Source organism: Pseudomonas sp. Z4-7 (assembly GCF_051131965.1).
GTDB lineage: Bacteria > Pseudomonadota > Gammaproteobacteria > Pseudomonadales > Pseudomonadaceae > Aquipseudomonas.
This window is the reverse complement of record NZ_CP071642.1, coordinates 5,164,576-5,186,159: the sequence shown is the minus strand read 5'-3', so window position 1 is coordinate 5,186,159 and position 21,584 is coordinate 5,164,576. Positions and strand designations below refer to the sequence as shown.

18 protein-coding genes are annotated in these 21,584 nt (G+C 61.1%); 2 read left to right on the top strand and 16 right to left on the bottom strand.

The window, feature by feature from the left end; genetic code table 11:
• Positions 1 to 24: 24 nt before the first annotated feature.
• The 5 genes from yacG to pilB are packed head-to-tail and all read right to left on the bottom strand — an operon-like array spanning position 25 to position 4,642.
• Positions 25 to 231, bottom strand: coding sequence for a DNA gyrase inhibitor YacG (yacG, locus tag J3P91_RS23265; RefSeq protein ID WP_434571758.1), 207 nt, complete (start codon positions 229 to 231; stop codon positions 25 to 27).
• On the bottom strand, positions 228 to 851 hold the full coding sequence (gene coaE / locus J3P91_RS23260; protein ID WP_434601863.1) for a dephospho-CoA kinase: 624 nt from the start codon (positions 849 to 851) through the stop codon (positions 228 to 230). Before coaE ends, yacG begins: the two co-directional genes overlap by 4 nt.
• A complete protein-coding gene (locus J3P91_RS23255; RefSeq protein WP_434571761.1) occupies positions 851 to 1,720 on the bottom strand; it encodes a prepilin peptidase in 870 nt (289 codons plus the stop codon). Before J3P91_RS23255 ends, coaE begins: the two co-directional genes overlap by 1 nt.
• A 1-nt stretch (position 1,721) precedes the next feature.
• Positions 1,722 to 2,939, bottom strand: a complete 1,218-nt coding sequence (locus tag J3P91_RS23250) for a type II secretion system F family protein (RefSeq protein WP_434601862.1) — start codon at positions 2,937 to 2,939, stop codon at positions 1,722 to 1,724.
• Positions 2,940 to 2,941: 2 nt separating this feature from the next.
• Positions 2,942 to 4,642, bottom strand: coding sequence for a type IV-A pilus assembly ATPase PilB (pilB, locus tag J3P91_RS23245; RefSeq protein ID WP_434571765.1), 1,701 nt, complete (start codon positions 4,640 to 4,642; stop codon positions 2,942 to 2,944).
• A 224-nt stretch (positions 4,643 to 4,866) separates the two neighbouring features.
• Here pilB and J3P91_RS23240 point away from each other — a divergent pair, with 224 nt between their 5' ends.
• Both J3P91_RS23240 and J3P91_RS23235 read left to right on the top strand, forming a co-directional pair.
• The gene (locus tag J3P91_RS23240) at positions 4,867 to 5,277 is read left to right on the top strand and encodes a pilin (RefSeq protein WP_434571767.1); all 411 of its coding nucleotides are present in this window, start codon (positions 4,867 to 4,869) and stop codon (positions 5,275 to 5,277) included.
• A gap of 285 nt (positions 5,278 to 5,562) precedes the next feature.
• Positions 5,563 to 5,916 carry a BON domain-containing protein gene (locus tag J3P91_RS23235; protein WP_305498762.1) on the top strand — a complete coding sequence of 118 codons (354 nt, stop codon included), beginning with the start codon at positions 5,563 to 5,565 and terminating at the stop codon, positions 5,914 to 5,916.
• Positions 5,917 to 6,232: 316 nt separating this feature from the next.
• On the opposite strand, the gene J3P91_RS23230 is transcribed toward J3P91_RS23235, so the two are convergent.
• The 11 genes from J3P91_RS23230 to J3P91_RS23180 form a co-directional block, all read right to left on the bottom strand.
• Positions 6,233 to 6,529 carry a DUF2845 domain-containing protein gene (locus J3P91_RS23230; protein WP_434574095.1) on the bottom strand — a complete coding sequence of 99 codons (297 nt, stop codon included), beginning with the start codon at positions 6,527 to 6,529 and terminating at the stop codon, positions 6,233 to 6,235.
• Positions 6,530 to 6,531: 2 nt separating this feature from the next.
• Positions 6,532 to 9,465: a DUF748 domain-containing protein gene (locus J3P91_RS23225; protein ID WP_434601861.1), complete on the bottom strand. Its 2,934-nt coding sequence runs from the start codon at positions 9,463 to 9,465 to the stop codon at positions 6,532 to 6,534.
• A 116-nt stretch (positions 9,466 to 9,581) separates the two neighbouring features.
• Positions 9,582 to 10,598 (bottom strand): class I SAM-dependent rRNA methyltransferase, encoded by a 1,017-nt coding sequence (locus J3P91_RS23220; RefSeq protein ID WP_434601860.1) that lies wholly within the window; start codon positions 10,596 to 10,598, stop codon positions 9,582 to 9,584.
• Positions 10,599 to 10,815: 217 nt separating this feature from the next.
• Positions 10,816 to 12,753 carry an acetate--CoA ligase gene (gene acs / locus J3P91_RS23215; RefSeq protein WP_305498769.1) on the bottom strand — a complete coding sequence of 646 codons (1,938 nt, stop codon included), beginning with the start codon at positions 12,751 to 12,753 and terminating at the stop codon, positions 10,816 to 10,818.
• 205 nt (positions 12,754 to 12,958) lie between these two features.
• Positions 12,959 to 14,623, bottom strand: a complete 1,665-nt coding sequence (gene pgi, locus J3P91_RS23210) for a glucose-6-phosphate isomerase (RefSeq protein WP_305498770.1) — start codon at positions 14,621 to 14,623, stop codon at positions 12,959 to 12,961.
• Positions 14,624 to 14,961: 338 nt separating this feature from the next.
• Entirely contained in the window at positions 14,962 to 15,342 is a 381-nt protein-coding gene (gene panD / locus J3P91_RS23205) for an aspartate 1-decarboxylase (RefSeq protein WP_003228271.1), read from the bottom strand.
• A gap of 214 nt (positions 15,343 to 15,556) precedes the next feature.
• On the bottom strand, positions 15,557 to 16,417 hold the full coding sequence (gene panC, locus J3P91_RS23200; RefSeq protein WP_434601859.1) for a pantoate--beta-alanine ligase: 861 nt from the start codon (positions 16,415 to 16,417) through the stop codon (positions 15,557 to 15,559).
• On the bottom strand, positions 16,414 to 17,214 hold the full coding sequence (gene panB / locus J3P91_RS23195; protein WP_434601858.1) for a 3-methyl-2-oxobutanoate hydroxymethyltransferase: 801 nt from the start codon (positions 17,212 to 17,214) through the stop codon (positions 16,414 to 16,416). Before panB ends, panC begins: the two co-directional genes overlap by 4 nt.
• Before the next feature lie 327 nt (positions 17,215 to 17,541).
• Positions 17,542 to 18,027, bottom strand: a complete 486-nt coding sequence (folK, locus tag J3P91_RS23190) for a 2-amino-4-hydroxy-6-hydroxymethyldihydropteridine diphosphokinase (protein WP_434601857.1) — start codon at positions 18,025 to 18,027, stop codon at positions 17,542 to 17,544.
• Between the two features lie 3 nt (positions 18,028 to 18,030).
• Positions 18,031 to 19,428 (bottom strand): polynucleotide adenylyltransferase PcnB, encoded by a 1,398-nt coding sequence (locus J3P91_RS23185; RefSeq protein WP_434601856.1) that lies wholly within the window; start codon positions 19,426 to 19,428, stop codon positions 18,031 to 18,033.
• 714 nt (positions 19,429 to 20,142) lie between these two features.
• The gene (locus tag J3P91_RS23180; protein ID WP_434601855.1) at positions 20,143 to 21,579 is read right to left on the bottom strand and encodes a sigma-54-dependent transcriptional regulator; all 1,437 of its coding nucleotides are present in this window, start codon (positions 21,577 to 21,579) and stop codon (positions 20,143 to 20,145) included.
• Positions 21,580 to 21,584 lie beyond the last annotated feature (5 nt).

Genomic DNA, 21,584 nt, shown 5'->3' with positions numbered 1-21,584 from the left:
TCAGGCCCTCATGCCATGGAAAACCTAGTGATGGGAGCGAGGGTTGAAGTCTTCGCTGAACAATTCATCCTCGGCATCCGGTGCGACCGGGATCTTGTGTTCTTCCGACGCCCAGGCGCCCAGGTCGATCAGCTTGCAGCGATCGGAGCAGAACGGCCGGAATTTGCTTTCCGGGGTCCATTCGACAGGGGCGCCGCAGGTTGGGCAATCAACGGTTGGGGTTTGGCTCATGGTTGGCCTCCACGCAAAGTAAGGTAGAAGTGATGCAGGCGTTCGACCTCGCTGTGCAGCCAGGCGAGGTCGCGGTCGTTGACCACCACATCGTCGGCATGGATCAGACGGTCCTGGCGACTGGATTGGGCTTTGAGGATCGCCTGGACTTGCTGTTCGCTGGTCTGGTCGCGCTGCAAGGTGCGTTCGATCTGCAATTGTTCCGGAGCGTCGATCACCAGGATCCGCTGGGTCATCGCGTACTGCCCGGATTCGATCAGCAGTGGCGATACCAGAATCGCGTACGGCGATTGCGCCTGGCCCAGGTGATGGACGATTTCTTCGGCGATCAGCGGATGCAGCAATGCCTCCAGCCAGCGGCGTTCCTCGGCATTTTCGAAGATGAGCCTGCGCAGCGCTGCCCGATCGAGCGTACCGTCTGCCTGCAATACACCAGGGCCGAAGTGTTCGCTGATTTTTGCCAGCGCCGGGCGCCCGGGCTCAACGACCCAGCGCGCCGCATGGTCGGCGTCGATGACGTGCACACCCAGGTCGATGAAGTGCTCGGCCGCCGCACTCTTGCCGCTGCCGATGCCACCGGTCAGGCCGAGGATCCAGGGTTTTTTCGCAGAGCTGTTCATTAGAAACCGACTGACTGCCAATAGAAGTCGGTTATTTGACCACCCCAGAGCAAGGCAATCCAGCCGGCAATGGCCAGATAAGGTCCGAACGGGATCTGGGTCGACGTCGGCGCGCCGCGCGTGCGCAGCACAATGACGCCGATAATGGCGCCCACCAGCGACGACAAAAGCAGCGTCAGCGGCAGAATCTGCCAGCCGCCCCAGGCACCGAGCATCGCCAGCAGCTTGAAGTCGCCGTAGCCCATGCCTTCTTTTCCGGTCAGCAGCTTGAATAGCCAGAACACCGACCACAGCGCCAGATAGCCGGCTACCGCCCCCCACAAAGCCTGGTTCAGCGAGACGAACAGCCCGAAGCTGTTGACGATCAAGCCCAGCCATAACAATGGCAGCACCAGGGAGTCGGGCAGCAACTGGTGCTCGGCGTCGATCAGGCTCATGGACAGCAGGCCCCAGCTCAGCAGCATCGCCATGGCGGCCTGCCAGCCGAAGCCGAAATGCCAGGCAATGAATGCCGACAGGACGCCACAGGCCAGTTCGGTTAGCGGGTAGCGCTTGCCGATGGGCACGGCGCAGCTGGAACAGCGGCCGCGCAACATCAGGTAGCTCAACAGCGGAATATTTTCCCAGGCGCGGATGCGATGGCCACAATGGGGACACTGGGAGTGGGGCAGCATCAGGTTGTAGACCGGACCGGGGGCGTCGGCCTGCAGGCCGAGCAAGTCCTGGGCTTGCAGGCGCCACTCGCGATCGAGCATCTTCGGCAGGCGCCACACCAGCACGTTGAGAAAGCTGCCAATGATCAACCCGAGCAGCAGCGCTGTCAGTACGAAGGCCAGCGGGTAAAGCACGAAAAATTCGCTCAGGGGCATGTCAGATCGCAGAGCCGAGTTGGAAGATGGGCATGTACATGGCAACCACCAGGCCGCCGACGACCACCCCCAGGATCACCATGATGAAGGGTTCCATCAGGCTGGTGAGGTTGTCCACCAGATTATCCACTTCGGCCTCATAAAAACTCGCCACTTTGTCGAGCATGTCATCCAGCGCACCGGACTCTTCGCCAATGGCGGTCATCTGGATCGCCAGGTTCGGAAAAATGCCTGAGGTGCGCATGGAGAAGTTCAACTGCATGCCGGTCGAGACGTCCTGCTTGATCCGCTGCACGGCACGCTTGAATACCACGTTGCCGGTGGCGCCCGAGACGGAGTCGAGGGCTTCGACCAGCGGCACGCCGGCGGCGAACGTGGTCGAGAGCGTGCGCGCGTAACGCGCCACGGCGGACTTGTACATCAAGGTGCCGACCAAGGGCAGCTTGAGCAGCCACTTGTCTCGCCAGTCACGAAACGCCTGGGAGCGCTTGAGGGCATATTTCACCCCGAAAAATCCGCCCACCACTCCGCCAAGCAGCACCCACCACCAGTCTTGCAGGAACTCCGACAAGCCGATGACCATTAGCGTGAAGGCCGGCAGCTTCGCGCCAAAGCCGGAAAATACCGACTCGAACTGCGGCACGACCTTGATCAGCAAGATGCTGGTGACCACCGCCGCGACGGCGATCACCGCTGCGGGGTAGGTCATGGCTTTCTTGATCTTTGCCTTCAGGGCTTCGCTCTTTTCCTTGTAGGTCGCGACTCGGTCCAGCAGCGTGTCCAGGGCACCGGCCTGCTCACCGGCATCGACCAGGTTGCAGTACAACTCGTCGAAATACTGCGGGCATTTGCGCAGCGAGGCGGCGAAGCTGTTGCCGGCGGCGACTTCCTGCTTCACTTCGTCCACCAGCTTGCGCATGTTGGCGTTGTCGAAGCCTTCGCCGATGATGTCGAATGCCTGCAGCAGAGGAACGCCGGCCTTGAGCATCGTCGCCATCTGACGGGTGAAGAGCGCGATATCCAGCGGCTTGATGCGTTTGCCCTTGCTGAATATCGAAGTGGACTTCTTGCGTACCTTGCCCGGGTTGATCCCTTGCTTGCGCAGCTGCGCCTTGACCAATGCCGGGCTCTGGCCGGTCAGTTCGCCGGACATTTTTGTGCCTTTGCGGTCCTTGCCTTCCCACGTGTAGACGTCGGTTTTTGCTGCCTTGACCGCCATGCTCAATCCTTGGTGACCCGGTTGATTTCTTCGAGACTGGTGACGCCTTGCATCACTTTGACCAGCCCCGAGGTGCGCAAGTCATTGAAGCCGTCCTTGCGCATTTGCAGGTCGATTTCCAGGGAGTTGCCTTCGGCCATGATCAGCCGCTGCAGCTCCGGCGTGTTCTTGACCACTTCGTAGACCCCCACGCGACCCTTGTAGCCGTTGTTGCACTGTTCGCAACCGACCGGCTCATAGATCGTGAATGAGCCGATGCGTTCCCGCGGGAAGCCCTCCTTGAGCAGGGTTTCCTCGGGAATCTCGATGGCTCTGCGGCAGTGCATGCACAACTTGCGCGCCAGGCGCTGGGCGATGATCAGGTGCACTGCCGTGGCGATGTTGAAACCTGGGATGCCCATGTTCTGTAGCCGGATCAGGGTTTCGGCGGCGCTGTTGGTGTGCAGCGTGGACAGCACCAGGTGTCCGGTCTGGGCCGCCTTGATGGCGATCTCGGCGGTTTCCAGGTCGCGGATCTCGCCGACCATGATCACATCCGGGTCCTGGCGCAGGAACGAGCGCAGTGCATGGGCGAAATCCAGCCCCTGGCGCGGATTCACGTTGACCTGGTTGATGCCTTCCATGTTGATTTCCACCGGGTCCTCGGCGGTGGAAATATTGATGTCCACGGTGTTGAGAATGTTCAAGCCGGTATACAGCGACACGGTCTTGCCCGAGCCGGTCGGCCCGGTTACCAGAATCAGCCCCTGGGGTTGCTTGAGGGCCACCATGTACAGGTCTTTCTGTTCCGGTTCGTAGCCCAGGGCGTCGATGCCCATTTGCGCGCTGGAGGGATCGAGGATCCGGATCACCACCTTTTCTCCCCAAAGCGTGGGGAGGGTGTTGACCCGGAAATCGATGGACTTGGTCTTTGACAGGCGCATCTTCAGCCGTCCGTCCTGGGGCTTGCGTCGTTCGGAAATGTCCAGGCTCGCCATCACCTTGAGGCGCGCGGCAATGCGGTTGGCCAGTTGGATGGGCGGCTTTGCGACTTCCCGCAGCATACCGTCGGTGCGCACGCGTACCCGATAGGTCTTTTCATAGGGTTCGAAGTGCAGGTCGGAAGAGCCGCCCTTGATCGCGTCCAGCAACATCTTGTTGACGAAGCGCACCACCGGCGCATCGTCGCCGTCCTGGCCGGCGATGGCATCCTGCTTGCGGTCATCGATCGACTCGATGTCGAGGCCGTCGAGGTCGACGTCGGCCATGCCTTCCAGGCCCGTGCTGCTGGACTCGAAGAACTTCTCGATGGCATCGCTGAGCTTGTCGTCCTCCACCAGTATGGCTTCGGTGGTCAGGCCGGTGCTGAACTGTATGTCGTTGATGGCCTGGTGATTAGTCGGATCGGAAATGCCCACGTACAGCTTGTTGCCACGCCGCCACAGGGGCAGGGCGTGATGCTGGCGCACGAGTTTCTCGCTGACCAGGCCAGCGGGCTGGTTGTCCTTGTCGAGGCTGTTGAGGTCCAGCAGGGCGATACCAAAATGCTCCGAGGCGATTTCCGCCACCTGGCGGCTCTGGACGAGTTTGTTCTGCACCAGATAGCTGACCAGGGGCGTGCGATTGCGCTGCGCCTGTTGGTAGGCCTGCTGCGCGCTTTGTTCAGTGATCAGTTCGGCCAGCACCAGTTGCTTGGCCAGGCCGCTGAGGGCGATGTCATTCATGGGAATACCGGTGGCGGACTGTTCATGATTTATAGCCTAGTCAAGCATCGGTGCCTCACCAGCGAGCAGAGGTGACAAAAAGCGTCAGATAGTGCGGTTGTTGGGGTAGGACCTTGCTCGTATGTCGCTGGAAAAGCTTCGGCTGGCGGGGCCGCGGTGGTTGGCATGTGCCGTGCAATGCTCGTGTCATCGCATGAGATCCGACTCATACAAGGGAGATGACTATGAACAGGCAAAAGGGTTTCACCTTGATCGAGCTGCTGATTGTGGTGGCGATCATCGGCATCCTGGCGACGTTTGCGTTGCCGCAGTATTCGAGGTACCAGGCGCGGGCAAAGGCGACAGCGGGCTTGGCGGAAATTTCTACCTTGAGGGTGGCGTTCGAAGATGTCATGAATCAAGGAACGGCCCCCACGCTGGCCAACATTGGCGGCACATCCCCTACCAGCAACTGCACTATTACGGCGGAAGGCGTGGCTAACACTGGAGTAGGCGCGATCGTTTGCACTCTTGTTAACGCACCTGCTCCTGTACTCGGCAGGACTATTACGCTCAGTCGGGCGGCTACAGGGGTCTGGACCTGTACTTCAACCGCTGCTCAAGAATTCTTGCCAGCAGGTTGTGACGGGGCATAGACCATGCCGTATGACTTGGCCCCGCTTTTATAGCGGGGCTTTTTATTGGGTGAGAAATGTTTACGCAATTCATGGAGTTAGCAACCGGGCCAAAACCCGCAACTTGCATGTACCAAATCATCCGGTCATGCAAATTGCATGATTGTGAAAAATGCCGCTTCGCTTAACTATATGAATTTAAAGGGAAATCTGATTGTTTCAAAACTGGCACAGCCTTCGCACTACTCCTGACAACCTGCCGCGATGCACTTTCGGCAGTTTCTGAGAAAAACAGGAGTTACTCGTATGAAGAAGTTCGCTATCACTGCCGCTGCTGCCACTGCACTGACCCTGACCATGGCTAACGCATTTGCCGAGACCACTCAAGCGACTCAGGCACCGATGATGCTGGCTGCTGGCGAAGTGACAGAGGCTAAGGAAGACGTTTCCGACACCTGGATCACCACCAAGGTCAAAGCTGACCTGGTCACCGAGAAAGGCATTCCAGGCTCCGACATCAAGGTTGAAACCAACAAAGGCGTTGTGTCCCTGTCTTCTATGACCAAGGTTACTGAGGCACAAAAAGACACCGCTGTGGCAATCACCAAGAAAATCAAAGGCGTCAAAGCCGTATCGGCTGACGGTCTGAAAGCCGAGTAAGGCTAGGCTTCTCGCCTGAACGGGAGAAGGCACGGCACGCGGGCTGAGATATACGTATGCCGTTGCTTTGGAGTTCATGCGAAAGGCCACAGGGACGTGGCCATTACAGGCCCCCGGCATTCGTGCCGGGGGCCTGTTCTATTCTGGGGAGAAAACCTGGTGTACGGCCAGGAAACCGGGTTGTTCTTTTCGCGAGCAGGCTCGCTCCCACACTGGACCGAGTTTCGTCAGGCAAAAATGCAGTCAAACGTGGGAGCGAGCCTGCTCGCGAAGGCGTCGGCGCTATGCATGAGAAATGCCTGTCCCAGAGGCACAATCACCGCCCACGCTTGCTGGTGATCTCCACCAGCCGATTCCCCACGAAGCGCAAGTATTGGTACATGCCGTTGTTGGGCCCGTAGGTCCATTCCTCCACCGGGTACTCTTCCCGGCGATTGGCGCTGCGTTGGTAGCCCAGGTCATCGCGCGCCGTGGGCTCGCCACACTTCTGCCGCACCTCGCTGGAGCGATCACCGACGCTGATCAATTGGCTGCCGCAGCGCAGGGTCTCGGCGGCTGATGCATGGCCGGTCGCAAGCAGCAGGACCAGGCCGATTCCAGACAGACACTTCATTTTCATTCGGCATCCAGATGCATAGGGGTAATGACGCTACCGTCGCTTTCGGCCTGACCGAGGCTGGCGTCGATGAAGTACACGCGGTCATCGGCCAGCTTGCCCTTGTCCACCAGGAAATCCTTGATGCTGCTGGCCCGCTCCTGCCCCAGTTCGCGCAACAGCAGGTCACTGCCGCTCCAAAACCTGATGACCCCTTCACGGAGTTTTTCGATGCGGGCCTGTTTATCCAGTTGTGTCCATTCGGCCGGTGGTTGAGTCTTCAGGCGAGTGCGATAGATGCCTTCAAGCAGCGGGGCTTTTTCGTCTTCCGGTACTTCCAGCAACGAAGCTTTGGCCGGGACCTTGTCGCCCCTGCGCTGCAGCATCTTGTAGTAGTTGTACTGGTATTCGCGTTCCAGGCGCTGGGCGGCGAGCAGCGGGCCGTCGCTGCTTTCGGCGGCGGTGCCTTCGATCTCCAGCTTCAACTCTGGCCGTTTGCCCAGGGCTTCGGACAACTTGAGCAGAGCGTTTTCGTTTTCCTTGCTCAGGTCACTGGAGCCCGGCGCGAACGCCACGCTGCCCAGGTCTTCCGAGCCGCCGCCGGCCACCAGCCCGCCGATCAGCTTGAACGGCGCTTGTGCCGCGCGAACCACCAGGTTGCGCAGGGTTTGCCAGACAATCGGCATGACGCTGAACTGCGGATCGTTGAGGTTGCCGGAAACCGGCAGCTCGATGGAGATCCTGCCCTCGGAATCTTTCAGCAAGGCGACGGCGAGCTTGAGCGGCAGGCTCACGGCGTCCGGGCTGTCGACCTTTTCCCCCAGTTGCAGTTGTTCGACCACGACTTTGTTGTCGGCCTGGAGCTGGCCCTTGGTGATCCGGTAATGCAGGTCGAGATTGAGCCGGCCCTTGCGGATGCGATAGCCGGCGAACTTGCCGGAGTACGGCGTCAGGGTGGTCAGCTCGACCCGTTTGAAACTGGTGGCGATGTCGAGGCTGGCCATCGGGTCGAAGGGGTTGACCGCGCCCTTGATCGTGACAGGCGCGTAGCGATCGACCTTGCCTTTCACATCAACTGTGGCGGGCTTGGCCTGGCGGCTGTCGATGGTGCCGATCTCGCCGTTGAGCTGCTGGACGGCTGTGGCGAAGTTCGGCGTCAGGCTGAAGTCGGCGAAATTGGCCGAACCGTCATTGATGGCGATTCCGCCGACATGAATGCCCAGCGGTTTTTCCTTGGGTGCCGGTTTGGCCGCGGTGTTTCTGGCCGGGGCGTCGGCGGGTTGAGGAATCAGCAGGTCGTCGACGTTGGTGGTGCGATCATCGTTGATCATGAAGCGTGCATAGGGCTGGAACAGGTTGACCTTGTCGATCGACAGGCTGTCGCCATGCTGGTAATTGAGCCCCTGGAGTACCAGGCGCTGCCATTTGAGGAAGTCACGGGTCTTGAGCGTGTCGAGGGTATGCAACTGATCGACCTGGGCGCGGCCGGTCACGGCGAACGCCAGCGGTTCGGTACTTTTCAGGTCCACCGCCAGATCGCTGCCGAGCATCCCGGAGCGTAGCTCCAGGCGGATGAACGGGTTGATGTAGGCCTGGGCGACCCGCAGGTCGATGTCCTGGGTCTTGACGTTGAGCTTCGCGGCAACCGGGTTCAGATTGACCTCGCCATCGGCGAGCAGCTTGCCTTGTTTGCCCAGCCCGGTGTCCAGCTTGAGTTTGAAAGGCGAGCCGTTGAGTGTGTCGTAGTTCTGCAGGTCGAGGTTCAGCGGGCCGAGGTCCAGCGCCACGGCCGGCTGCGCCTGGCGGTCGGCCAGGTGTACCTGGTAATCGCGCAGTTGCACGTCCTTCAGCATCACCTGCCAAGGCTTGCGCGGTGTTGTCGGCTCAGGCTTGGGCGAGTCGGCGGCGGCCGGGGCCGAGGCCGGTTCGGCCTTGACCTTGGGTCTGGCTGCCTGGCTGGCGAAGAGCTTCTGCCAGTCCAACTGCCCGTCGGCTTCCCGAGCGGCCCAGGTCTCGAGTTTGTGGCTGCGGATCTTGCCCACGATGACCTGCTGCTTGCCCAGGTCCAGCGAGGTTTCGCTGACGTCCAGGCGCTCCAGCCTTGCCAGCGGACGGCCGTCGGGCGCCTTGATGGCGAAGGGCGCGACGCTGACCGACGCGTTATTGAGCAGCAGTTCCGTGCCCTTGGCGAGGTTGAGCTTGTACTCGGTGCTGAGGTTCAGCACGCCGTTTTCCAGAACGAGCGGCACTGCGTCTCGCACGTAGGGCCACCAGGCTTTCATCTGGCCCCCGGTCACCTTGAGCGTGCCCTCGGAGGCGATCGGCGCGAGGCTGAAATTACCGGTCCAGTCGATCTGCCCACCCTCGGGACCGACGGCCACCAGGGTCATGTCGGCGCTGTCGTCGGGCAGGGTGCTGAGGTTCTTCAGCTCGAAGTCGAGGGTGTCATACAGGAACTCGATGGGTTCGCTGGGGCGCAGGTCCTGGAAGTGCACGTAGCCGCTGGCCAGTTTGATCCGCTCGACTCGCAAGGGAAACGGCTTGGCGTCGGGATCCGCCGGAGTCGGTTCGCTGGGCGGCAGCTTGAACAGGCCCAGCAGATTCAGCTGGCCGTCCTTGGCGAACGCGATCTCGGTCCTGGGCTTGTCCAGCTCGACGTCGGCCAGGTGCAGGGCGCCGGACCACAGACTGTCGAGTTGCAGGTTGGCATAGAGCCGTTCGAAACCGACCTGTTCCTTGCCAGGCTCGCCGATCACCAGCCCCCACAAGGTCACTTCAAGGCTGAAAGGATTGAGCTCGATGCGCTGGATTTGCGCCGGCACCGTCGCATGGGCGGCCAGTTGCTGATTGGCGATCCGCAGGGCAATGCCCGGCAGTATCAGAAAACCCAACAGACTGTAGAGGGCCAGTGCGGTCAACAGGGCGCCGAAAGCGCGAATCAATCCTTTGGGCATGTGTGGCTTCATCTGGTGTGAATCGGAGTGCCTTGGAGTATGGCATGTGATTACGGTTCCGAAGCCACTGTGTTTTATGAGAATTGTCCGTTTTATTCGTGGGAATTCATGGGGGCTCAGAGCTGGAGGATCAACGTCTTGAGCGGCGGTTGTTGATCCTGCGAGGGAAAATCGCTGCCAGGTGTCAGCACGCTCCACTCGCGAACCGGGCGGCCGGCTTTTTCCGCACAGCGCAATACCTGCTCGCGCCAGTCGTCCATGGACACCTTCGCCAGGTTGTTGCAGCAGATGAGCACGCCATTTTCGGCGGTGGTGAGCAGTGCCGGCTTGAGCAGGCTTTGGTAATCGCGCAACAGGTCGACTGTGCCGAAAGCGCTCTTGGCCCAGGCCGGCGGGTCGAGCAGCACCAGGTCATATTGGCGTTGCTCCAGACGCACGTAAGCGGGCAGCTTCTGCCCGCGGCGTTGACTGATTGGCAGGCCGGCGAGTTGGCGAATCGCCGGGAAATAATCCGACTGGACGAATTCCATCGTCGGCAGGTCGGGATTGAGCAGGCCGTTCTCGCGGCCCACCGCCAGGTTGCCCTCGGCGAAGTCCAGGTTGCACACCTCGCGCGCTCCGCCCGCCGCGGCGCTCAGGCCGACGCCGCAGGTATAGGCGAACAGGTTCAGCACGCTTTTGTTCCGGCTGTGGTCCTTGACCCAGCCCCGGGCGTTGCGCAGATCGAGAAACAGCAACGGATCCTGCCCGGCGTGACGTCCGCGAACCCGGTAATTCAACCCCCACTCATGGCCAACCAGGTCTTGCAAGGCAGCCTCGTCAGGCTGATAAATGCTGTCCTGGCGGTCGATGCGCGAGTTGCCCCGGGCGCGGTCGTTGTAGACCAGCAGGGTATCCAGCCCCAAGTGTTGATTGACGATGCCGTGCAGTTGCAACAGGGCCTCGCGCTCCAGTGACTGATGAAAACTCTGCACCAGCAGCTGCGGGCCGTAGCGGTCGACCGTCAGGCCGGGAGCGCCTTCCTGGCTGCCGTGGAACAGGCGATAGCAATCGGTGCCCTGCTGATGCAGTTGGCCAAGCAGGTCCTGACGCTGGTCGAGGGCGGCGCGCAGCGCCAGATTCAAGGAAGACATGCCGGGCGCGCCTTAAGGAAATGAGGCGCGGGAGTTTAGCAGTTATGGATACCCGGGTATCGCCTGCAGGTTTGAGTCAGGCAGCACTTTTGTGGCGAGGGAGCTTGCTCCCGCTGGGGGGCGAAGCGCCCCCTGTTTTCCAAGGGGCAATAGCGATTTTGCGTCTGCTGCGCAGCCGAGCGGGAGCAAGCTCCCTCGCCACGGGGTCTATGTTGTCTCAGCGGTTCAGGCGTGTGTCGATCAAACCCTCCACCACGCTCGGATCAGCCAGGGTCGAGGTGTCGCCCAGGCTGTCGAGCTCGTTGCAGGCGATCTTGCGCAGGATCCGCCGCATGATCTTCCCCGAGCGGGTCTTCGGCAGGGCCGGCGCCCACTGGATCAGTTCCGGCTTGGCGAAACTGCCGATTTCCTTACTGACATGGGCCAGCAACTCCTTCTTCAACTCGTCGTTGGCTTCGACCCCGTTCATCGGCGTGACAAAGGCGTAGATGCCCTGGCCCTTCAGGTCATGGGGATAACCCACGACTGCTGCCTCGGCAATGCTGTCGTGCAACACCAGCGCACTTTCCACCTCGGCGGTGCCGATGCGGTGGCCCGACACATTGATCACGTCGTCGATGCGCCCGGTGATCCAATAGTCGCCATCTTCGTCTCGACGGGCGCCGTCACCGGTGAAGTAGTACCCGGGGTAAGGCTTGAAGTAGGTGTCGACCATTCGTTGGTGGTCGCCGTAGACGCTGCGAATCTGCCCCGGCCAACTGGATTTTATCGCCAGTACGCCGCTGCCCGCGCCGCTGATCTCCTTGCCGACTTCATCCAGCAGTACCGGCTGCACGCCAAACATCGGCCGGGTGGCGCAGCCCGGCTTGAGCCGTGGGGCGCTCACCAGCGGGCTGAGCATGATGCCGCCGGTTTCGGTCTGCCACCAGGTATCGACAATCGGGCAGCGTTGTTCGCCTACGACGTTGAAATACCATTCCCACGCTTCCGGGTTGATTGGCTCACCGACACTTCCGAGCAAGCGCAGGCTCTTGCGCGAAGTGTCCTGCAGCGGCCCGGCGCCCTCGCGCATCAGCGCGCGCAGGGCCGTCGGGGCGGTGTAGAAGATGTTGACCTGATGTTTGTCGATCACCTGCCAGAACCGCGAACTGCTCGGATGGCTTGGCACGCCCTCGAAGATCAGCGTGGTGGCGCCGTTCGCCAGTGGCCCGTAGACGATATAGCTATGGCCGGTGACCCAGCCGACATCGGCGGTGCACCAGAATACTTCGTTGTCGCGGTAATCCAGCACGTACTTGAAGGTCATCGCCGCCTGCAACAGATAGCCGCCGGTGGTGTGCAGCACGCCCTTGGGTTTGCCGGTGCTGCCGGAGGTGTAGAGGATGAACAGCGGGTCCTCGGCGTCCATCGGTTCGGGGGGGCAGTCGTCGCTCATGTCGTGCATGGCCTGGTGGTACCAGACATCGCGCCCTTCGACCCACTCCACCTCGCCCTGGGTACGCTCCACCACCAGCACGGTGCTGACGTCCGGGCAGCTTTCCAGCGCCTTGTCGACGTTGCGCTTGAGCGGTATGAACCGTCCGCCGCGCACGCCTTCGTCGGCGGTGATGACGGTGCGGCAATCGGCATCGAGAATCCGGTCGCGCAGCGAGTCCGGCGAGAACCCGCCGAACACCACCGAATGCACCGCGCCGATGCGGGTGCAGGCGAGCATGGCGTAGGCTGCTTCCGGAATCATCGGCATGTAGATGCAGACCCGGTCGCCTTTTTTCACGCCACGGCTTTTCAGCACGTTGGCCAGGCGGCACACATGATGGTGAAGTTTCTTGTACGTGATCTGTGCCGATTCGGCGGGATTGTCGCCTTCCCAGATGATCGCGATCTGATCGCCGCGCGTGTCCAGGTGACGGTCGATGCAGTTGGCGCTGACGTTCAGCTTGCCACCGGCGAACCAGCTCGCCTCGCCGCTCTTCAAATCGTAGCGCTGGACGGTCTGCCAGGGCGTCATCCAGTCAAGAAAACGCGTGGCCTGCTCGGCCCAGAAGGCGCTGGGGTGTTCGATGGATTCTTTATAGAGCCGCTTGTACTCGTCCTGACTCAATTGCGCAGCCCGGCGGACGGCATCGGCGTGGGGGTACTGGCTGATATCGAACATGACGGTTCCTTATTCTTGTTTTGCGACAAGACATAAAGATGCGCCGAGTAAAAATCGAGTTCAAGTCGTACATGGAGCCAATGTGGGAGCGAGCTTGCTCGCGATAACGATTTAACATCCAACAAAGGAGTTGTCTGTTAGACCGCTATCGCGAGCAAGCTCGCTCCCACAGGGATCAGCGGTGAGCTGTAGGAGCGGGGGACGATCAGCCGCGATGACGTCCGCGGAAGTAGCTGATCAGGCCTTGGGTCGAAGCATCTTCGGCCGGGCTTTCTTCGCTGCCCACCAGGCGGTTGTAGACGCCTTTGCCCAGTTCCTTGCCAAGTTCCACGCCCCATTGGTCGAAGGCATTGATGCCCCAGACCACGCTTTGCACAAATACCTTGTGCTCATACAGCGCAACCAGTGCACCGAGGCGGCGCGGGCTGATGCGTTCGACCACCAGGGTGTTGCTCGGGCGGTTGCCCGGGATCACCTTGTGGGGGGCGAGCTTCTGCACTTCTTCTTCACTGGCGCCTTTATCGCGCAACTCGGCCTCGGCCTCGCTGCGAGTCTTGCCGAGCATCAGCGCCTGGCTCTGGGACAGGCAGTTGGCGTACAGCCACTGATGATGGTCGGCAACCGGATTGAAGCTGACGATCGGCACGATGAAATCGGCCGGGATCAGTTGGGTGCCCTGGTGCAGCAATTGATGGTAGGCGTGCTGACCGTTGGCGCCGACGCCACCCCAGATCACTGGCCCCGTATCGGTGGACACCGGCGTGCCATCCTGGCGGACGCTCTTGCCGTTGGATTCCATGTCCAGTTGCTGGAGATGCTTGGTGATGTTGCGCAGATAGTGGTCGTACGGCAGGATCGCATGGCTTTGCGCACCCCAGAAATTGCCGTACCACACGCCAAGCAGCGCCAGCAGCACCGGCATGTTCTGGTCGAACGGCGCGCTCTGGAAATGCTGGTCCATGGAATAGGCGCCGGACAACAGCTCCTTGAAGTTCGACATGCCGATGGCCAGGGCGATTGGCAGACCGATGGCCGACCACAGCGAGTAACGGCCGCCGACCCAGTCCCACATCGGGAAGATGTTTTCTTCGCGGATGCCGAAGGCCACCGCGGCGGCGTTGTTGCTCGATACCGCGATGAAGTGGCGATAGAGCTCCGCTTCCGAGCCACCTTGTGCCAGGTACCAGGCACGAGCGGCCTCGGCATTCTTCAGGGTCTCGAGGGTATTGAAGGATTTCGACGAGACAATGAACAACGTGGTCTCGGCGCGCAGCTTCTGGGCCAGCTCGTGGAACTCACTGCCGTCGATGTTCGCCAGGTAGTGACAGCGCACGCCTTTATGCGTGTAGGACAACAGCGCTTCGGACACCAGCTGCGGGCCGAGGAAGGAGCCACCGATGCCGATGTTCACCACGTCGGTGATCGGTTTTTCGGTGTAGCCGCGCCACAGACCGTCGTGAATGCGACCGACCAGATCGGTAATCTGGTTCAGCACTTTGTGCACATCGGGCATGACGTTGACGCCATTGACCAGCAATTTGTCGCCGACCGGGCGACGCAGCGCGGTGTGCAGGGCCGGGCGGTTCTCCGAGGCGTTGACGATTTCGCCTTCGAACAGCGCCTCGATCGCGCCCTTGAGGTCGACTTCGTTGGCCAGGTTTACCAACAGGTCGCGGGTCTGGGCGTTGATCAGGTTCTTCGAATAGTCGAGAAACAGGCCGCAGCTCGACAGGGTGAATTGATTGAAACGCTGCGGATCGGCATTGAACGCTTCGCGCATGCTGAAATCCTGCATGGCTTTGCGGTGGTCATTCAGCGCTTGCCAGGCGGGCAGAGCGGTCACGTCGTGAGGAGTTCGGTAATACGCCATCGCTGCGGGTTTCCTTTTACTTTGAACGGCCTTTTTAACACTGAAAATTCCGGCGCGGCCCGAGAAGGGCGTCCGGACAACTGCGTCGACACGATCGCCAGACGCAGGGCGACTACAGTAAACCTCGCGTTGCGATCTGTCTTGACTTTGTCTGACAGTTTCCCGGTACTTTTTTATACAACAGCGGGTGACAGGGGCCGACAGGCGGAGTTGATCAACTGTGGGAGCGAGCTCGCTCGCGATAGCTATATGTCAGTCGGCATCTTCTTCGACTGGTCCTCCGCTATCGCGAGCAAGCTCGCTCCCACAGGGGAGAGGGGGCCAAGCGAGTGTCTCGGTCAGGCCACCTGGACCGGAATGGCGTTGCTGGTGTGGCTCAGTTCGTTGCCCGGCGCCATGTAGAGCATGCGCGGCTTGAAGTTGAGCAGTTCGGCTTCGCTGTAATGGGCATAGGCGCAGATGATGACGCGGTCTCCGACCTTGGCCTTGTGCGCCGCAGCGCCGTTGACCGAGATCATCCGCGAGCCTTCTTCGCCACGGATGGCGTAGGTGGTGAAGCGCTCGCCGTTGTCGACGTTGTAGATCTGGATCTGTTCGTATTCGCGGATGCCCGACAGGTCCAGCCACTCACCGTCAATGGCGCAGGAGCCTTCGTAGTCGAGCACGGCGTGAGTGACTTCGGCGCGGTGCAGCTTGGCCTTGAGCATGATGGCGTGCATGAGTGTTTCCTCTGGTCGGGTCCAAACGGCGGGCAGTTTGCCCGAAGGCTTGGGGGGCGGCAATACGCGCGGGATCTGCAAATACAGTCTGCCAGGCACCCCATACTCCTGTGGGAGCGAGGCTGCTCGCGAAGGCGGCGTATCAGTCGACGCTTGCGCCAACTGACCTGCCGTTTTCGCGAGCAGGCTCGCTCCCACAGGGGCGCTGAGGTGTTCAGGCGGGCGTGTCGAGTTCCAGGTGCAGGTTGTCGATCAGGCGCGTGGTGCCCAGGAAGGCGGCGACCAGGATCACCAGGTCGCGATCCTCGCTCACAGCTGGGCGCAAGGTCCTGGCGTCACGGATTTCCAGGTAATCGGGACGCAGCCCGGCGGATTCGAGCTGTTTGAGCTGTTCGCCCATCAGCGCCGGGAAGTCCCGTTGCCCCTGCCTGATCGCTTCGGCGATCTGGCTCAGGGCACGGTAGACCACGGGCGCCACGGCGCGCTGCTCGGGGCTGAGAAAACCGTTGCGCGAAGACAGCGCCAGGCCGTCCTCGGCGCGCACGGTCGGCTCGCCGATGATCTGGATCGGCATGTTCAGGTCATGCACCAGCGCGCGGATCACCGCCAGTTGCTGGAAATCCTTCTGGCCGAACACCGCCAAATCCGGCTGGACCATGTTGAAGAGCTTGCTGACCACGGTAGCCACGCCTTCGAAATGCCCCGGACGGCTGGCGCCACACAGGCCTTCGGACAACTGTGGGACGCTGACGCGGGTCTGCCCGGCCATGCCATCGGGATACATCTCCTCTACGCTGGGCGCGAACAGCAGATGGCAGCCGGCCTGGAGCAGTTTCTCCTGGTCGGCCGCGAGGGTGCGCGGATATTTGTCGAGGTCTTCGCCAGCGCCGAATTGCAGCGGATTGACGAAAATACTCGCCACGACAAAATCGGCCCGCTGCGCCGCCTTGGTCACCAGCGCCATGTGCCCGCTGTGCAGGTTGCCCATGGTCGGGACAAAGGCGATGCGTTTGCCTTCGCCCCGGGCACGGGCCACGGCGGCGCGGAGTTCGCGTACGGTCTTGACGGTGTTCATGCGGAAAATCCGTGCTCGGCGCCAGGGAAGGTCGTCGCCTTCACTTCAGCGACATAGGCGGACAGGGCTGCCTGGATAGTGGTTTGCCCAGCCATGAAGTTCTTCACGAACTTGGGTACGCGGCCGGTAATCGACAGCCCAAGCATGTCGTGGAGCACCAGTACCTGGCCGTCGGTAGCGTTACCGGCGCCGATGCCGATCACCGGAATTTTTACCGCCTGAGTGATTTCCTGCGCCAGCTCGCTGGGTACGCATTCGAGCAGCAACATGGCGGCACCGGCCTGTTCCAGCGAAATCGCATCGGCACGCATCTGCCGCGCCTGGTTTTCGTTGCGGCCCTGGACCTTGTAGCCACCGAGGATATTCACCGCCTGGGGCGTCAGTCCCAGGTGTGCGCACACCGGGATACCGCGCTCGGCCAGCAGGCGGATCGAGTCGGCCAGCCACAACGCGCCTTCGACCTTGACCATGTGGGCACCGGCCTGCATGAGCATGGCGCTGTTGGTCATGGTTTGTTCGAGGGTGGCGTAGGCCATGAACGGCAGGTCGGCGAGGATCAGTGCGTCGGTGTTACCGCGTTTGACGGCGGCTACATGGTAGGCCATCTCGGCGGTGGTCACCGGCAGCGTGCTGTCGTGACCTTGCAGCACCATGCCGAGGGAATCGCCCACCAGCAGCACTTCGACACCGGCCTCGTTGCAGGCATGGGCGAAGGTTGCGTCATAGCAGGTCAGCATGGCGATTTTTTCACCTTTCTGCTTGAGACCTTGCAGCGTGGTCAGGGTAATAGCTGGCATGAAAAAGTCCTCATTAGGCGCTCGAATACAGGCGCACCTTCTATGCGTGGTGCTTGTAAGGCCTGGATTACGCCCATTAGCGCCGCGTTGGCGGCGACGGGACGCCTATAGTCGTGAGGAGCAACCGGGAAGTCAATTGGATGTGTTACCGGTGGGTGTTACCGAGGTTACTGATGCGTTTCAGCGTGGAGGCGTGTTTAAAAACTGACTGCCTGGTCCCGGATTTTTTGTGGGAGCGAGCCTGCTCGCGAAGCGGTGTGTCAGTGGATATGTGGATAACGGATCCACCGCCTTCGCGAGCAGGCTCGCTCCCACAGGGGATTGGTGTCAGTTAGCAGGCAGGCGTTCCAGGCCGACGAAGGGGCACGCCGCGAGGAGGTCCTTGAGCAAACGCCCATCGGCCAGGCGCAGGTCGGCGGGCGCGAGCTCGGCCAGCGGATACAGGACAAAGGCTCGGGCGTGCATATGGTAATGAGGGACTTTGAGGCGCGGCTCGTCGATCAGGTGATCACCGAACAGCAGAATATCCAGGTCCAGGGTGCGCGGGCCCCAGCGCTCGAGGCGCTCGCGACCCTGGCCGGTTTCGATGGCCTGTAGTGCATCGAGCAAGTCCAGCGGCGCGAGGTCGCTGTCCAGCGCCGCAACGGCATTGGTATAGCGAGGCTGGCCGGGGAGCAGGGAGTCGCTTTGATAGAACGCTGAAACGCCCGCCAATCGCGTCTCGGGCAGTCGCGCCAGCGCCTCGACGGCGCTGCGCAATTGTTCGGCGGGCTCGGCCAGGTTGCTGCCCATGCCGATGTAGATGCGTTCCATCGATCACTCGCCCGAGGCGCTTGGCGCACCGGCACGTTTGCGCTTGGCGCCACTGCTGCGGCGACGTTTGCGCGGGCCGCTGGCGCCGTCATCCTTGCCGCTCAGTTCGCGAATCATGTCGCGGCGCTCGCTGTCGTTGGCGTCCTGGTAATCGGTCCACCATTCGCCCAGGCCATCGGTCTGTTCGCCGGCGCTTTCGCGCAGCAGCAGGAAGTCGTAACCGGCGCGGAAACGCGGGTTGTCCAGCAACAGGTCGGCGCGTTTGCCGCTGCGCCGCGGCAGGCGCTCTTGCATGTCCCAGATCTCGCGGATCGGCATCGTGAAGCGTTTTGGAATGGCGATGCGCTGGCATTGCTCTGCGATCAGCTCATGGGCGGCTTCCTGCATCGCCGGAATCGGCGGCATGCCGCGTTCCTGCAAACGCAGGACCCGGGCGGGCAGGGCGGGCCAGAGCAAGGCGGCGAACAGGAACGCCGGGGTCACCGGTTTGTTCTGCTTGATGCGCAGGTCGGTGTTGATCAACGCTTCGCTGATCAAGGTGTGGGTGTAGGTCGGGTTGTATTCCAGCGCCTCGGCACTGGCGGGGAACAGCGGGTCGAACAACTGCAGGTCGACGAGCATTTCGAAGGTGTCTGCGGCGTGACCCGACAGGAACAACTTGAGCACTTCTTCGAACAGCCGCGCCGACGGGATTTCCCTCAGCATCGGCGCCAGTTCGCGAATCGGCAGGGCGCTGTGCTTTTCAATGCCAAAATCCAGCTTGGCGGCGAAACGCACGGCCCGCAGCATCCGCACCGGGTCTTCCTGGTAACGCTGCCTGGGATCGCCAATCAGGCGGATAAGCCGGTTGCGGATGTCGTGAACGCCGTTGGCATAATCGAGGATGCGTTCGCTGACCGGGTCGTAATACAGCGCGTTGATGGTGAAGTCGCGGCGCTGCGCGTCTTCCTCCAATGTGCCGTAGACGTTATCGCGCAGGATGCGCCCGCTCTCGTTGCGCGAAGACTGGTTGCTGTCTTCTTCTTCGTCGTTTTGCGGGTGGTTGGCGCGGAACGTCGCGACCTCGATGATTTCGCGGCCGAAATGGATGTGCACCAGCTTGAAGCGCCGCCCGATGATCCGCGCATTGCGGAACTCGGCTCGTATCTGCTCAGGCGTGGCACTGGTGGCGACGTCGAAATCCTTGGGCGTGATATTAAGCAGCATGTCGCGCACGCAACCACCGACCAGGTAAGCCTGGTAGCCGGCGTTCTGCAGGCGTTCGACGATGTTCACCGCGTAACGGCTGAATTGGGCCTTTTGCAACGAATGCTGGCCGCTGTTGAGCACTTCAGGCGTGCTGCGGATGTGTTGCGTACGACGCAAGGGAGAACGGAATGACTGGAACAGCTTCTTCAGCATGGGATGCACTGTTTGAAGGAATATTCGGCCAAAAACGAGGAATGACCGCATGATGGGCGGGGATTCTAGCATTTAGTCGAGGGATGGTGTAGGACACAGGAGTTTTGAGCTGCAAGCTTTGGGCGACGAGCTTGTAGGCTGCGGGGAAGGCGGAATGACAGAAACCACAAGGGGAGCCGAAGCTCCCCCAGAATTAGTTGCGTGCTCTGTTTTTATTATTGGTTTCGGGCTTTTTGTTTTTGTTGAGTGCCCGCGCCACGAGGTTTCCCTTCGTGACCCTCCCAATCGGGAGCCAAGAGCAAACGGATTGCTTTGGTCGCTGTGTTGCAGTGATCAATCGATCCAACCAGTTCAGGCACCTGTCTTGAGACAGTTTTATTGTTCTCGGCCTGGTTGTGGGGCAAGCCCCAAATACAACGCCTCTCCAAAAGAATCAGTTAGCTGCGCCTCTCGCCGTCTTGTTTTTATTGTGCGTGAGTCGATTCGTCTTATTTTTATTGTCTTGTGCATTGCTTGTTATTGTTCTTGTACCAAAGCTATAGCAGGGTGCGTGCCAACTTTTGGCAGGCCCAGCGAAACCGGGGGTTCTATGGTTATAGCGGTTTTTTCGAGGCGAAAAAAAGCCGGGGTTTCGTTACCGTAAACCCCGGCATCTGTTACGTGAAAAAACTGAGGTAACAGTTTTTTCACATCCTGCGGTGTTACCTGCGTGTTTCAGCTCTCGCTGGCAACGCCGGTCTTGCGTCGTGGGATACCCAGGCGCTGGCGGCGCTCCCACAGGCACTTGCGGCTCACGCCCAGCTTGCGCGCCAGTTCCGTCTCGGTCATGTGGTCCTGGTGCTCCAGGACGAAGTGCTGGAAGTAGTCCTCCAGCGACAGGTCTTCGGTGGGCTCGTGGCTGGTGTTGTTGGCGCCGCCGCCCTGTTGAGGGGCCAGGCCGATGAATTCTTCATCGTCCAGGTCACTCAATTCGATGTCGATCCCCAGCAGGTCGGCGGAAATTTCCGGGCTCTCGCACAGGATCACCGCGCGCTCCACGGCGTTTTCCAGCTCACGGACGTTACCCGGCCAGGCGTAATGACGAATGGCTTGTTCGGCGTCGGGGGCAAACTTCAGGTCGGTGCGGTTGACCCGCGCGCTCTGGCGGGCGAGGAAGGCATTGGCAATCTCGTTGACATCCGCGCCGCGCTCGCGCAGTGGCGGCAGCTTCAGGGCAATCACGTGCAGCCGGTAATACAGGTCTTCACGGAACTGACCGATTTTCGCCAGGCCCTTGAGGTCGCGGTGCGTCGCGGCGATCAGGCGCACATCGACCTTTTGCGACTGGACCGAACCGACTCGACGAATCTCGCCTTCCTGGAGGACGCGCAACAGCCGTGCCTGGGCTTCCAGGGGCAGTTCGCCGATTTCGTCAAGAAACAGCGTGCCTCCGTCCGCCGCCTCGACCAGGCCCGCACGCCCTGCGCTGGCACCGGTGAAGGCGCCTTTCTCATGGCCGAACAGCTCGGACTCGATCAGGCTTTCGGGGATGGCCGCACAGTTCACCGAAATCATTGGCGCCTTGGCTCGGCGGGACAGGTTATGCAGCGCCCTGGCCACCAGCTCCTTGCCGGTGCCGGACTCGCCCTGGATCAGGACGTTGGAATCGGTCGGTGCCACTTTGCGGATCTTGCTGTAGAGGTCCTGCATGGGTGGGCAGGAGCCGATGATGCCGATTTCGCCGTTGCTGTTGCTGGCGCCCGCCTTGCCTGGAGCCGCGGCCTTGCCGTTCGTCGGTTCCGAAGGCTGGCTGGTCGCCGTTTGTCGGTCACGCAGGATTCGAGCGACGGCCTGAAGCATTTCGTCGTGGTCGAACGGCTTGGCGATATAGTCGACCGCACCCATTTTCATGGAGTCGACCGCCGAGCGCAGGCTGGCATAACTGGTCATGATCAGCACAGGCGTGCCCTGGCCGAGCTTGATCAACTCGGTCCCCGGGGCACCAGGCAGGCGCAGGTCACTGACGATCAGGTCAAACGTTGGAATGCTGAAACGCTCTTGTGCTTCTTGCACGGAACCGGCTTCGCTGACCTGGTACTGGTTGCGTTCCAGCAGGCGGCGCAAGGCGGAGCGGATAATTGTTTCGTCTTCGACGATCAAAATGTGCGGCATTGATT

Bases quoted from the DNA above. Each gene is read 5' to 3' on its own strand.
- yacG (WP_434571758.1), bottom strand. From the start codon at position 231: ATGAGCCAAACCCCAACCGTTGATTGCCCAACCTGCGGCGCCCCTGTC.
- coaE (WP_434601863.1), bottom strand. From the start codon at position 851: ATGAACAGCTCTGCGAAAAAACCCTGGATCCTCGGCCTGACCGGTGGC.
- J3P91_RS23255 (WP_434571761.1), bottom strand. From the start codon at position 1,720: ATGCCCCTGAGCGAATTTTTCGTGCTTTACCCGCTGGCCTTCGTACTG.
- J3P91_RS23250 (WP_434601862.1), bottom strand. From the start codon at position 2,939: ATGGCGGTCAAGGCAGCAAAAACCGACGTCTACACGTGGGAAGGCAAG.
- pilB (WP_434571765.1), bottom strand. From the start codon at position 4,642: ATGAATGACATCGCCCTCAGCGGCCTGGCCAAGCAACTGGTGCTGGCC.
- J3P91_RS23240 (WP_434571767.1), top strand. From the start codon at position 4,867: ATGAACAGGCAAAAGGGTTTCACCTTGATCGAGCTGCTGATTGTGGTG.
- J3P91_RS23235 (WP_305498762.1), top strand. From the start codon at position 5,563: ATGAAGAAGTTCGCTATCACTGCCGCTGCTGCCACTGCACTGACCCTG.
- J3P91_RS23230 (WP_434574095.1), bottom strand. From the start codon at position 6,529: ATGAAGTGTCTGTCTGGAATCGGCCTGGTCCTGCTGCTTGCGACCGGC.
- J3P91_RS23225 (WP_434601861.1), bottom strand. From the start codon at position 9,465: ATGCCCAAAGGATTGATTCGCGCTTTCGGCGCCCTGTTGACCGCACTG.
- J3P91_RS23220 (WP_434601860.1), bottom strand. From the start codon at position 10,598: ATGTCTTCCTTGAATCTGGCGCTGCGCGCCGCCCTCGACCAGCGTCAG.
- acs (WP_305498769.1), bottom strand. From the start codon at position 12,753: ATGTTCGATATCAGCCAGTACCCCCACGCCGATGCCGTCCGCCGGGCT.
- pgi (WP_305498770.1), bottom strand. From the start codon at position 14,623: ATGGCGTATTACCGAACTCCTCACGACGTGACCGCTCTGCCCGCCTGG.
- panD (WP_003228271.1), bottom strand. From the start codon at position 15,342: ATGCACGCCATCATGCTCAAGGCCAAGCTGCACCGCGCCGAAGTCACT.
- panC (WP_434601859.1), bottom strand. From the start codon at position 16,417: ATGAACACCGTCAAGACCGTACGCGAACTCCGCGCCGCCGTGGCCCGT.
- panB (WP_434601858.1), bottom strand. From the start codon at position 17,214: ATGCCAGCTATTACCCTGACCACGCTGCAAGGTCTCAAGCAGAAAGGT.
- folK (WP_434601857.1), bottom strand. From the start codon at position 18,027: ATGGAACGCATCTACATCGGCATGGGCAGCAACCTGGCCGAGCCCGCC.
- J3P91_RS23185 (WP_434601856.1), bottom strand. From the start codon at position 19,428: ATGCTGAAGAAGCTGTTCCAGTCATTCCGTTCTCCCTTGCGTCGTACG.
- J3P91_RS23180 (WP_434601855.1), bottom strand. From the start codon at position 21,579: ATGCCGCACATTTTGATCGTCGAAGACGAAACAATTATCCGCTCCGCC.